We start from the raw sequence: 11,932 nt of genomic DNA, 5'->3' as shown, positions 1-11,932 counted from the left end.
GCGACGCGCCGGACTCCGTGACGAGTCGCACTTTTGGTGCGTCGTGTTCCTGACTGTGCTGACCACCCTGAATGGCATGGGAGACCTCGCACGCTTGCTCAAGGAGAGCTGGAGCCTCGTCGAGGAACATCAGGACAAGGTGGCCGGCTACTTCTACGCGCGCATTTTCCTGTCGTACCCGGACCTGCGGGAGCTCTTCCCGGTGCACATGGACGTGCAGCGAACCCGTCTGCTGAACGCGATCGTCACCGCGGTGCAGACGCTGGAGGATCCGGAGAAGTTCGACGACTACCTGCGCGGGCTGGGGCGGGATCACCGCAAGTTCCACGTGGAACCGGAACACTACGAGGTCGTGGGCGGAGCGTTGATCGAGGCGATGCGTGCCTTTGCGGGTGAGCAGTGGGGTGTCGAGTACGACCAGGCGTGGGCGGACGCGTACGCCGTGATCGCCTCGAAGATGCTGGCCGGCGCGGATGCCGACCCGAATCCGCCGTATTGGTACGCCGAGGTGACAGCGCACGAGCGCCGCGCCAAGGACATCGCGGTCTTCACGGTTCTGCCGATGCAGCCGCTGGAGTTCCGCGCCGGCCAATACCTCAGCGTCGAGTGCTCGAAGTACCAGCCGCGCCTCTGGCGCACCTACTCACCGGCAAACGCGCCACGGCGCGACAACACCCTCGAGTTCCATGTCCGTGCGGTCGGCGCCGGCTGGGTCTCCAGCGCTTTGGTACGCCGTCTCCAGGTCGGCGACATGATCAAAGTGGCCGCCCCGATGGGCACGATGACGCTGGACCGCCGGTCCACCCGCGACGCGGTGTTCGTGGCCGGCGGCACCGGCCTGGCCCCGATCAAGTCGCTGCTGGAGGAGCTGACCCGGTACAACCGGACCCGCTGGGTGCACGTCTTCTTCGGCGCGAAGACCCGCGAGGACCTGTACGACCTGGCCGACCTGAACCGGCTCGCCGCGCGGTACCCCTGGCTGTCGGTGGTGACCGCGTGCAGCGACGACCCGACCTTCCCCGGCGAGCAGGGTGACATCTCAGACGTGGTGGCCCGGTACGGGCCGTGGCAGGAGCACGACTTCTTCGTCTCCGGCTCCGGCAAGATGGTCAAATCCACCCTGAAGAAGCTGGCAGAGCTCCAGGTCCCGTCAGTGCGCATAAAGTACGACAGCTTTACGGAGATCTAGTAATCCCAGGGCCTGCCGGTCTGCTGGTACTGCGCCACCGGCACCAGTTTCGCGTCGTGCGTCATCCGGTCCACGTAAAGCCGGCCTTCCAGATGGTCGATCTCGTGGCTGATCAGCCGGGCCAGCGCCCGGTCGAACGTGGTGACCACCCTGGTCCCGTCGAACCGGGCGTGCTCCACGTCGATCCGCAACGGCCGGGTGACCAGTCCCCGGTAATCGAAGAACGACAGGCAGCCTTCGTACTGGTCGTCGCACTCGGCGGACTCGCCGACGACGCGCGGGTTGAGCAGGACCACCGGCTGGGTGTCGTACTCCGGTGGCTGGACGACAGCGGCCGCGACCGGCACGCCGATCTGGGTGGCGGCCAGGCCGACCCCTTTGCTGAACTCGTGCAGGTCCTGAAGCCGGCCGAGGGACGTGAGCAGCCGGGTCACGGTCTCCTGGGCGGCGCCGCCCTCGCGGGGAAGCTGGAAGTGGCGGGCCCGCTGCCGCAGCAGATCGGATCCGCGCTGGATGATGCCGATGCCCCGCATCCGGTGCGAGGCGCGCGGCAGGGTCGGCTCCGGCGGCCCCAGTTCGTCGTAGATCGGAGCATCAGCGCCGCGGTACCGCCATTCGAGGCGGTACCTGGCGTTGAGCAGGGGTGCGTCGGTAGACCACTCGAAGATGGCGCGACCTCCCTCGTTGCGGCGTTCCAACGGGGTACGGACGGGTACCTCAGCGGCGAGGGACGCCTCCACACCCCAGACCTGGGGCTCGAAGTTCTCCGGGAGATTCAGCCGGACGGTCAGCGACCGGGTCGGTAGCCGGACTGCGCGCTGGAACCACTGCCCCCACTTCTCCTCGCCGACCGTGTACGCGTACTCGATCGTGGTCCGCTCGCCGGGGTACAGCGGGAACTGGCCGTGCTCGTTCGCGAACAGCAGCCAGATCTCCTTGGCCGCGTCCCGGTCGAGCTTGACCCGCCACTGCATCGGCTCGGCGGCGCTGCCCTCGCCGGCGAAGGCGTGCACGTCCATCTCGTCGAAGCTGAGCGGGTGGTCGCGGTGGTGGCGGTTGGAGCCGGGCGGGTCGTGCGGGTACCGATCCACCGCGATCTTCACCAGATAGCGGGTAACCGGCTCGACTCCGGCGTTGTAGAGCGACCGGCGGACGCGACAGCGGTAGGCTCCGTCGGTGTACGCCAACTCGGCGATCTCCTGCTCGACGACCAGCCCGGTTCCCGGTGGCAGCCACTGGACCGGCACCGGCGGGTCACGGTGCAGGGACGAGCCGCGGGCGTGCCGGAGTTCGTCGTACTCCTGGAAGCGTTGCCAGATCATGCCGCCGGCGCCGAGCACCGCCTCGGCTCGGCGGGCGAAGTCCTCGGTGGGCTTGTGGCGACGCCCCTCGACGTGACTGACATAGGAGGGATCGAAGCCCATGCGCGCGGCGAGCTGTTTCTTGGTCATTCCGCGCTCGACCCGCCATTGCGCAAGCGCCGTAACGAACTGATCTGCGGCCCGTTCAATGGGCGAGGTGGTCATCACGGATGTCCCCTTCGCGACGGCACGTTAAGTGTCGCTGGCTCTCCGTGTCCGCAAGGTGCTAGTAGCGCGTTGCCGACAGATACCTTGACGAACCCGGCAGCGCAGCAACGCTACGTAAAGTAATTGTCGCCGAGGGTATTCGTCCGAAAGATCCCGCTCCCAGGTGTGGTTAGGCTACCCTTAACGGAGTACGGTGGGTCGCCTCAGACCTCTTGAAGTACCCCCTGGCGAGGAGGCAGGCGTCCGTGACCAGCACCACCCTGGAACTCTCCCGGTCGCGCCCCGCGGATCAGCCCCTCGTTCCGGTGACGACCACTCTCCGTGCGATGTTCGGCACGAGCACCGAGATTCCCGGTCTCGCCCCCGATCTGGTGGTGCCCGACCTCGCCGGCTGGATGCCCGCCGCGCGCCTCACCGACGCCCACCTCGAGACTCTCCTCGACAACGCCTCCCGCCGCTGGAACGCGCAGCCCCACGCGGCCGCCGCGCTCGCCTGGAAGGCGTACACCTACTGGCTCACCCTCCCGGCCGTTCTCGGCTGGGCTTCCGCGCGCCGCGTCCCGCTGCTCAGCGCCACCGACGCCGTCGTGCACTTCGACGACCCACGCCCGCTGGTCACCCTCGGCCTCCGGCCGGACACCCCGGTCGCGGTCCTGCCAGGCGACCCGCTCGCGCTCACCAACCACCCTGGGGTACGCGTAGTCGCCGACGAAACCGCGCTGCTCGCCGAGTTCCGCAGATCCGTCTTCGACGAGCACCTCGGCCCGCTGCTGGACGCGATCCACAGCAAGGTGCGGCTCGGCAAGCGCACGCTGCTCGGCTCACTCGCCTCCGGTGTGGCGTACGGAGTGCTGCGGTCGGCCGACGCCCTGCCCGGCTCGTCCGCGGAGAGCATCGACAAGCTGCTCGGCAGCCTGGGCGTCCGGGACCTGATCGAGCTGTACCCGAGCCACCACGGCAAGCTGGACGTCCGGCGCAAGACCTGCTGCCTGGCCTTCACGCTCCCGAAGCCCAAGGTCTGCCCCGGCTGCTGCATCAAGTAGGAAAGCCAGAAGGCGGGCCATCGGCCCGCCTTCTCTGTCTTCTCCGTGGCTTTACTTCATGCCGATGGCGGTTACTTTCGCGTCCGGGTTGTCGACCAGGGCGCGCACGTCCCACATCCACACGCCACCGGTCCAGGTCGGGCGGAACCCGATCAGCTCGGAGAACGTCCGCAGCATCTCGATGTCCCGGGGCTGCGGCGTCAGCACCACCACGCCGGCCTGCCAGAAACGCAGGTCGGCCAGGGCCATCTCGCGCCGGGTGTCGTCGATCTCCGGGATCGGGTTGCCCTGCCGGACCGAGGTGATCAGGCCGCTGGTGGGCCGCCACGGCGGCGAGAAGATCGCGGTCCGGTCGTCCGGGTTGCGCGGGTCCTGGTTCGGCAGCAGTGCGTACCCGCCGGCGATGCGCATCTCGTGCCCGGTGTACGCGGTCCAGCGCAGCGGGTCCGGGTAACTCGAGTCGGGCAGCGGCAGCGCGACCACGGTGTGGTCCTCGTCAGCGAACTGCTTCCACGCGCCGGACGTGACGAACTCGGGGACCGGGTCCATCAGCGTGGTCTGCAGCGGGGTCGGCGCGAGCGGCACGAGCGCCATCGCCACCGCGGTGATCATGGCGACCCGGACCGGGCCACGGGACTGCGGCTGGGTGCGGACCATGTCGAAGGCCCGCTGGACGCCCAGGGCCAGCACGATGCCGACCATCGGGGCGATCGCCATGGCCCACCGGGTCGGCACGGCCGAGTCGAGCACCGGAACGCTGTGCAGGATCGACCAGATGCCGGGCACGCCGGTGTTCACACCGTTGAGGTAGATGCGCGGGCCGAGCGACATCGCCGCGAAGAAGACCGCGATGCCACCGAGGATGACCACGGCGGCGCTCCGGCGCATCCACAGGATCAGTCCGAAGAAGAGGACGACCATGCCCCAGCCGAAGAACGCGTTCTCCTCCGCCGGGTTCTGCGCGAGGCCGGCGGCCACCGCGCTGTTGCCGGCCGCCGACCGGCTCGCGTACGCGGTGAACGACCCGAGGTCGGCGCCGAAGTTCCGGACGAACTCGGCGAGGCCCGCGTAACTCTGCGGACCGAAGAACTGCACGCTCAGCGGGTACGCCAGCGCGGCCAGGGTGGCCGCCGCGGTCACGCCCAGGGCGCGGACGAACGTCAGAACCTCACCGCGGTACGCCTTACGCCGGATGACCGCCATGAACACGCAGAAGATGCCGAGTCCGACCGCGGTCATGAAGAGGATCTCGAGGTTGATGAACGCCTGCCAGATCAGCAGCCCGGCGAGGATCAGCCCGTTGCGCATCGCCCGGCGCGGTGTCCGCAGTTCAAGGGTGCGCCAGATGATCAGCGGGACGAGGAACTGGGAGACGATGTTCGGGTGGCCGCCCGCGTGCGAGATCATGCTCGGCGCGAAGGTGCAGAAGAGAGCGCCGACCCAGGCCGCCAGCCGAGACGCGACGAACCGGCGCGAGAGTACGAGGTACCACGAAGTACCTGTTAATGCCAATGCCCCGGTAAGAAATACGTTGAACGACACATGCGGACCGAACAGAAGAGTGATGGGCGTCAGTGGCAAGGAAACGGCCAAGACTGACGTGTTGGCCATCATGTTCACCCCGTCGGGGTAATTCATGCGGTCCGAGAAGAACGGATAGACGCCATCCGTGAGCACTCGGGCACCGTGCGCCAGCATCCACTCGAAGAATGCTTGATCCTGTGGATCATCGCGCAACTCATGATCAAGATTGAGCCACAACGGTGCCGTGACGAAGAGGGCGACGGCGAGGAAACTGCCGATCGCGCACACGTCGCGCCAAGTGAGCGCACGCCATGGAAGGCGGCGTCGAGCAGGGCGTATCTCCTGCTCATCGGTGGTCTCCACGGTCGGAGTAACAGCGGCCGGCGCACGCACCCCGACGTCGCCCTCAAGGGCGATCAGCTCCGCGTCCAGGTCGACGTCGGCGGTCGCTTGGCGCGGCGGAAGAACGTTCTCACCGGTCGACTGGCCTGTCGAGTCAAAACCCGTAATCGTCATAGCATCGGCGAGCCTAACCGAGGTTGCGAAGAGTTCAGCGATGAGCGCCCGATGCGTGATAGAGCCGATATGTACGCGTGTTTTCCGCGTGTCCTGCGATGGTGCACTCTCAGGGAGCTTTCAGCGCGTAACCCAAACGAGTACCTGACCTACCTATGTCTCAATCAGGCCAAAAAATCAGTTCGAACCGGTGCTCAACTTTCGGATAGGCGCTTCAGATGGTTAACTTCTCCGGTCCCGCTGTCAGCTCAGATCGGCAAGATGAGGGAACCTCACCTATGGCAGACATCACTGGAGACCAGCGGATCCAGTCCGAAGTGCTCGAAGGCCTCGCCACGGCTGTGAACCACCGCAGGTGGTTCGTCGAGCTCGCGCTCCCGTACCTCGGCGATAATCCGATCGAGATCGGTAGCGGCCTCGGTGATTACGCTATCGAGTGGTCCGAGCACCTCCCGCGGTTCACCGCGACCGAGGCCGACCCGGACCGTCTCGTGCTGCTCAAAGAGCGGATGGCGGACTACCCGGCCATCGACGTGAAGCAGATGCTGCTGCCCTCGCCGGAGGCGAACGGGCAGTACAGCGCAGCGGTGTCCTACAACGTTCTCGAGCACATCGAGGACCACGTGGGCGCGCTGAGCAGCATGAAGGATCTGGTCCGCCCCGGCGGCGCCGTGATCATCATCGTGCCGGCCTTCATGTTCGCGATGAGCCAGGTCGACATCGCCACCGGCCACATCCGGCGGTACACGAAGAAGACCCTCGCCACTGCCTTCACCGAGGCCGGCTTGGAAATCGAGAAAATCCACTACGCGAACGCCCTCGGCCTCCTCGGCTACTACACGGCGACCAGCATCTTCAAGCTGGCACCGAAAGAGGGCCCGATGGTCAAGATCTACGACTCGGTCGTGCTGCCGGTGACCAAGGCCGCCGAGCGCGTCGTGCGGCCGCCGTTCGGCCAGTCGGTCTTCTGCGTGGCACGGACGCCTCGCTGAGGCGTACCCAAGCAAGAAGCGCAAGCAATCGAAAAGCCGCCGGCAAGCCGGCGGCTTTTTCGTGTGGAGAACCTGTCAGCCGCGGACCTGGAACGTCGGGCGCAGGGTGGCCCGGGCCAGGGTGTGGAACGCCAGGTTGAAGCCGACGTAAGCGGGAGACGCGTCGGGCGTCACCTCGAGGGCGTCGACGTCGATCGCGTGCACCGCGAAAACGTATCGGTGCGCGCGGTCACCGGGCGGCGGCGCGGAACCGCCGTAATTGCGCTCGCCGTAATCGTTGCGGACGCAGAAAGCGCCGTCCGGCAGTGGATCGACGCCACGGTCCAGACTGGTGACCGACACCGGCAGGTTCACCGCGACCCAGTGCCAGAAACCACTGCCGGTCGGGGCGTCCGGGTCGTAACAGGTCACCACAAAGGCGCGCGTCTCGTCCGGGAAACCGGACCAGGAGAGCTGCGGCGACAGGTTTTTCCCGCCGACGCTGGTGTGCGCGAACAGTTCGTCAAGCGGCTGCCCGTCCGTCACGTCCGTGCTGGTCACCGTGAATGACGGGACCGGCGGCAGGAGATCGTACGGGTCGGGAGCCAGGGCACGGTCAAGACTCATGAAGGCCTCCGGCGGCGTGGTGAGTAACTGATCAGGTTTTCCCACGATGGGCCGAGATTAACCGGCCTAGGTCACGAGCGCCTTTCGCCCGTATTGCGACGCGCTGTCACTCGATTGGGTAAACGCACAGGTGGTGCGCGTGCCCGGCGGCATGCTCGGGGATGCTTCTGTCAGACATCCGACCGGGTGCGTGCGGCAGAGATCCCCGCGCCCGGTTGCGGTCGAGCGAGTGGGCACCCGTCATTCCGGCGGGTGCCCGCTGCTTGTCCAGGGGCCTTCTGCCTTTTGGGCCAGGGTCTTCTGCTTTTGGGCAGGGTCTTTTTGGGCAGGGTCACTGCCCCACGCGCGCTACTCGCAGGCCGCGGTAGACCTTGCGGTACACCACCCCGGTCTTGCTGTTGCCGGCGTCGATCATCATGCCGCGGCCCATGTAGATGCCCACGTGCCCCGGGCCGACCACCAGATCGCCAGGACGGGCCTGGGAACGGTCGACGGTACGCGCGCGGCGTGCCTGCGCCCCCGACGAGTGCGGCAGGCTCACTCCGGCCCTCGCGTAGGCCCGCTTCGTGAAGCCCGAGCAGTCGAACCCGCCCGGCCCCTCACCGCCGCGGACGTACCGCTTGCCGACCTGCGACCGGGCGAACGCGAGGACCGCGCGCATGTCCCGGCCGGCGCCGGCCCGCAGACGACGGATCGCGGTGCTGCGGGTCGTCGTGCGTACCGAGACGGCGCCGCGCTTCGCCACGGTCACCCGCTTGCGCTGTACGGCGACTTTCTGGGCCTTCTGAGCCCGTTGGGCTTTGTGTGCTGTTGCGACCCGGCTCTGGGGAGCCACGGCGCGCTTCGGGGGGATTGCTCGGACCATCCGGCCGGGCGTCGTGCCCACCGGACGCCGGAATACCGGAGAGCCCACCGGGCGAACGTTCGGCACGGCACGGATCCCGGGCCGGCGCGGCATCGAACGGGACGCCCGTGTCTGGGCGGTCATCCGCTCCTGCAGCAGACCCATGGTGAAATCCGGGATTCCAGTCCGGATCGGGGAGTCGGGAACTTCCGGTACGGCCGGCAGGGGCGCGGCTTTCGCTTCCGCGGCGTGCTCGGCGGGATCTAGCGCCGGTGCGATGACGGCGAGCGCGAGCGCGCCAGCGGTCAGCACCCGGCGGGTGGACGAACCGTGCAGTGTTGCCTCCGAAATAGGCCCGGGGCACTCACGCGAATCCCATCAGCGCGGCGGAACTGCTTGCCGCGCTTTTGCCTCCGTTGAAGGTGAGCAATGGGAACCCGGACAACCATGCGTATTCCGTGGACCATGCCAACACAACATCGATTGAGCCGGGGCAGGATTCAGCTAATTGATCCCCCCGATCTCGGAAAGATAAACGTGCTGCGGTCACCCAGCCGGTGGGAGAGTGATGCGCACTCCCGGTGTCGACAACGCGCCGTGCACCGAGACCTCGACGAGCTCAACCTCGGTCGGCACGTCGAAAGGAAGCACGCCGGTAACCGTCTCGCCAGGCGCGATTTCGTTCAACAGCGTCGGGCTGTGATCGTTGAGAAAGACCGCGGCCTGATCCGCGGCGGCGTACGCTACGCCGTTTTTGTCGTAAACCCGCTGCGAGCCGCTGTCGAACAGTTCCGGCTCGGTGCCGGCGTTCTTCACCGATACGTCGAGCAGGCAGAAATGGCCTGTCGCTCGCTGTTCCATGCCATCGGGACCGACCGCGTCGAGACCGCATCGGACGCCGTCGACCGCGAATTCGAAGTGACCGGCCATCGCGCCTCCCGGCACGTTCGTGGTGACCGCTGTGGAACGGTGATCGGCGGTCACCACGGCCCAGACGCCGAACGAGATCAGCGCGACGACCGCGACGATGCCGCCGGCTATCCAGAGCTTCGCCCGCAACACGGATGTGCCGGGTTCCAGCCAGATATCGTCCTCGACGTCCCCGACATCCTCGACGAGGGGTGGTGCGGAACGGTGCGGTGCGTACGTCACGAAGTCCCCCAGCGGTCGGATACGCAGCGCGACCAACGGACGCGCTGTCCGTCCATGCTGGGGTTGAACGTGGCGAAACGCGGTCACGACTCGCCGCATATCCGACTTTATCGGACATATGCCTCCGGAATACTTCCTCCTAACGAGTGATCGACAGGTTGTCGACGGGTCGTCAGGGGGTCGTCAGAGGGTCTTCAACGGGTCGTCAGCGCTGGAGAACGATCTTTCCGAGGTGCTCGCTGGACTCCATCAGTCGCTGCGCCTCAGCCGCCTCAGCCAGCGGAAACGTGCTGTGGATGATCGGCTTGATGAGCCCCGCCGCGATCAGCGGCCACACCTGGTCACGCACGCCGGCCACGATCCGTGCTTTGTCCTCGGTGGGACGCGCCCGCAACGACGTCGACGAGATGCGGCCACGTTTCGCCATCAGGGCGCCCAGATCGAGCTCCGCGGTGCGCCCGCCCTGCATGCCGATCACGGTGATCCGGCCGTCCGGAGCGAGCGCCTCGATGTTGCGGGCCAGATATTTCGCCCCGACGATGTCGAGGATCACATCGGCGCCACGGCCGCCGGTGAAGTCGTGCACCGCGCGTACAAAATCGTCGTCCTTGTAGTCGACCGCGAGCGACGCGCCCAGCGCGAGCAACCGCTCGTGTTTCTCGGCCCGCGCCGTCACGATCACGGTGGCGCCCAGCGCCACGCCGAGCTGGATCGCGAACGTGCCGATGCCGCTGCCGCCACCGTGCACCAGCAGCGTCTCGCCGGTGCGCAGCCGATCGCGGTCAACCACGTTGGACCAGACCGTGCAGGCCACCTCGGGCAGCGTGGCGGCCTCCACCAGCGACAACCCGGCCGGAACCGGCAGCAGTTGACCCGCCGGAACGGCCACCCGCTCCGCATAACCCCCGCCGGAGAGCAGCGCGCACACCCGCTCGCCGAGATGATGCCCGGTCACACCGGGCCCGATCGCGCTGATCACCCCTGAGCACTCCAGCCCCGGATAATCCGGCGCACCCGGCGGCGGAGGATAAAAACCCTGCCGCTGCAGCACGTCAGCCCGGTTGACCGCGGAGGCGGTGACGTCGACGACAACCTCGCCATCCCGCGCCTCCGGGTCACCCACCTCAGCCCACACCAACCGCTTGTCCTCGATCACGATCGCGCGCATGAACCCGACTCTGCCCCACCGGTACGACAGGAAACTCGGGCGGGTGGCAAACTGAACCAGCAACACAGGAGGACTCGCCTAGTGGCCGATGGCGCCGGTCTTGAAAACCGGTAAGGGGAAACTCTTCGTGGGTTCGAATCCCACGTCCTCCGCTTTTTAGTTCGTACGGGGTGAGCGCAGCGGTTCCGCCTCCCCCAGCGCGACGCAGGCGGGTGCCCCAGGCCGTCCGGCGCCCATCGCTACCGGTGCGTGACGACCGCTTCAGCCACCCTGCGCTCCGTCTGCGCTGCCACCGCCGCACGGTTCACCGCCGCACGGTTCACCGCCGCACGGTTCACCGCCGCACGGGCGGCGCCGCATGGGCGGCGCCGCATGGGCGGCGCCGCATGGCCACCTCTTCAGTCACCCTGCGATCCGTCTGCGTTGTCAGGCGCCGCCGTCGCTGGGCCACCCCCGCGATCCGTCTGCGCTGCCAGGCGCCGCCGTCGCTGGGTCACCCGGCGAATCCCGTATACGCGGGCAGGCCGTCTGGTGGCGTTGCTGTCGGCGCATGGTCGAGCTCGCGATCAGTCGCGGGTGCCGGCCGTTCGGCGGCTCCCTGCGCGGAGGTGGGGACGCCAGCGCCCGCCCGTCGTGGCCCGAGCCGTAACGCCAGCCCAGCAGGCGCGGGGTCGCGCCCGCGATCAGAGGCCCAGCCAGGTCATCACGCGGGTCCCGCCCAGAGCCACCCACCCCGCACCCGAATTTGCCACGCCGCACGCACTCGGCGCCGGCAAGGCCGGCGCAGGGTGGATCAGGTCGCACAGAACGTCAACGTGTGCTCCCATCAACGCCCTGGCCGTGATGAAGTCGCACAGATCGCAACCGTGTGCCCCCATCCACACAAATCCGAGCGATCGTGTGCTCCCATCCCTGTTCCGTCCCCGCGCCCAACTCCGCGTCCCAGGGCCCACCGTGTGCCCCCGTTCCCGCGCCCACCCCGCGTCCCAGGGCCCACCGTGTGCTTCCGCCCCCGCGCCCACCCCGCGTCCCAAGGCCCACCGTGTGCTCTCGGCCCGCGGCTCAAGCCCCCACCGTGTGCCCCTGGACCGCACCCCAAATCGACACGTGGCACGGATTTTCGGCACGCGTGTCGACTGACGGTTCGATCCGCATCCGAAGCCGACGCACCACCCCGTGCTCCCCGCTCGCGTGTCGAGTTAAGGCGCGCAATCCGCACCCGAAATCGACACGCCGCTCGGGAGTTCGGCTCGGGAGTGGGGTTGGGGCTGCGGCTAGGTTCTGTCCCGCGGATCATGCCCATCGGGGACTGCGCGTAGCCAGTCGAGTAGTTCGACCAGGTCGAGGGTGGCGCGATAGTTGACGCCGA

The 11,932-nt window shown here is 67.6% G+C and carries 9 protein-coding genes and 1 tRNA gene; 4 read left to right on the top strand and 6 right to left on the bottom strand.

Annotated elements, in window-relative coordinates; translation table 11 throughout:
• Window positions 1-76 precede the first annotated feature (76 nt).
• Window positions 77-1,189: a globin domain-containing protein gene (locus B0I29_RS38270; protein WP_111654209.1), complete on the top strand. Its 1,113-nt coding sequence runs from the start codon at window positions 77-79 to the stop codon at window positions 1,187-1,189.
• Here the strand turns inward: B0I29_RS38270 and B0I29_RS38265 are convergent.
• A complete protein-coding gene (locus tag B0I29_RS38265) occupies window positions 1,186-2,715 on the bottom strand; it encodes a peptide deformylase (protein WP_111654070.1) in 1,530 nt (509 codons plus the stop codon). The genes B0I29_RS38270 and B0I29_RS38265 overlap by 4 nt on opposite strands.
• Window positions 2,716-3,044: 329 nt before the next feature.
• Between B0I29_RS38265 and B0I29_RS38260 the strand changes: the two genes are divergently transcribed.
• Complete coding sequence (locus B0I29_RS38260; RefSeq protein ID WP_111654208.1) at window positions 3,045-3,761, top strand: IucA/IucC family C-terminal-domain containing protein; 717 nt, start codon at window positions 3,045-3,047, stop codon at window positions 3,759-3,761.
• A gap of 51 nt (window positions 3,762-3,812) precedes the next feature.
• Here the strand turns inward: B0I29_RS38260 and B0I29_RS38255 are convergent, their stop codons facing one another.
• Window positions 3,813-5,801 (bottom strand): DUF6311 domain-containing protein, encoded by a 1,989-nt coding sequence (locus tag B0I29_RS38255; protein WP_111654069.1) that lies wholly within the window; start codon window positions 5,799-5,801, stop codon window positions 3,813-3,815.
• 278 nt (window positions 5,802-6,079) lie between these two features.
• Between B0I29_RS38255 and B0I29_RS38250 the strand changes: the two genes are divergently transcribed.
• The gene (locus B0I29_RS38250) at window positions 6,080-6,793 is read left to right on the top strand and encodes a class I SAM-dependent methyltransferase (protein ID WP_111654068.1); all 714 of its coding nucleotides are present in this window, start codon (window positions 6,080-6,082) and stop codon (window positions 6,791-6,793) included.
• Window positions 6,794-6,868: 75 nt separating this feature from the next.
• On the opposite strand, the gene B0I29_RS38245 is transcribed toward B0I29_RS38250, so the two are convergent.
• From B0I29_RS38245 to B0I29_RS38230, 4 genes are all read right to left on the bottom strand, one after another.
• Window positions 6,869-7,399: a YbhB/YbcL family Raf kinase inhibitor-like protein gene (locus B0I29_RS38245; protein WP_111654067.1), complete on the bottom strand. Its 531-nt coding sequence runs from the start codon at window positions 7,397-7,399 to the stop codon at window positions 6,869-6,871.
• Window positions 7,400-7,730: 331 nt separating this feature from the next.
• The gene (locus B0I29_RS38240; RefSeq protein ID WP_245973114.1) at window positions 7,731-8,150 is read right to left on the bottom strand and encodes a C40 family peptidase; all 420 of its coding nucleotides are present in this window, start codon (window positions 8,148-8,150) and stop codon (window positions 7,731-7,733) included.
• Between the two features lie 639 nt (window positions 8,151-8,789).
• Window positions 8,790-9,482 carry a DUF4352 domain-containing protein gene (locus tag B0I29_RS38235; RefSeq protein WP_245973113.1) on the bottom strand — a complete coding sequence of 231 codons (693 nt, stop codon included), beginning with the start codon at window positions 9,480-9,482 and terminating at the stop codon, window positions 8,790-8,792.
• A gap of 118 nt (window positions 9,483-9,600) precedes the next feature.
• Entirely contained in the window at window positions 9,601-10,563 is a 963-nt protein-coding gene (locus B0I29_RS38230) for an NAD(P)H-quinone oxidoreductase (RefSeq protein WP_111654205.1), read from the bottom strand.
• 67 nt (window positions 10,564-10,630) lie between these two features.
• Between B0I29_RS38230 and B0I29_RS38225 the strand changes: the two genes are divergently transcribed.
• Window positions 10,631-10,715, top strand: a tRNA-Ser gene (locus B0I29_RS38225).
• The last annotated feature ends 1,217 nt before the right edge of the window (window positions 10,716-11,932 follow it).

Source organism: Actinoplanes lutulentus, from assembly GCF_003259845.1.
GTDB lineage: Bacteria > Actinomycetota > Actinomycetes > Mycobacteriales > Micromonosporaceae > Actinoplanes > Actinoplanes lutulentus.
This window is presented reverse-complemented; position numbering and strand designations above follow the sequence as displayed.

Coding starts and splice junctions, on each gene's coding strand:
- B0I29_RS38260 (WP_111654208.1), top strand. CDS start 3,045: ATGTTCGGCACGAGCACCGAGATTCCCGGTCTCGCCCCCGATCTGGTG.
- B0I29_RS38230 (WP_111654205.1), bottom strand. CDS start 10,563: ATGCGCGCGATCGTGATCGAGGACAAGCGGTTGGTGTGGGCTGAGGTG.
- B0I29_RS38265 (WP_111654070.1), bottom strand. CDS start 2,715: ATGACCACCTCGCCCATTGAACGGGCCGCAGATCAGTTCGTTACGGCG.
- B0I29_RS38250 (WP_111654068.1), top strand. CDS start 6,080: ATGGCAGACATCACTGGAGACCAGCGGATCCAGTCCGAAGTGCTCGAA.
- B0I29_RS38245 (WP_111654067.1), bottom strand. CDS start 7,399: ATGAGTCTTGACCGTGCCCTGGCTCCCGACCCGTACGATCTCCTGCCG.
- B0I29_RS38255 (WP_111654069.1), bottom strand. CDS start 5,801: ATGACGATTACGGGTTTTGACTCGACAGGCCAGTCGACCGGTGAGAAC.
- B0I29_RS38270 (WP_111654209.1), top strand. CDS start 77: ATGGGAGACCTCGCACGCTTGCTCAAGGAGAGCTGGAGCCTCGTCGAG.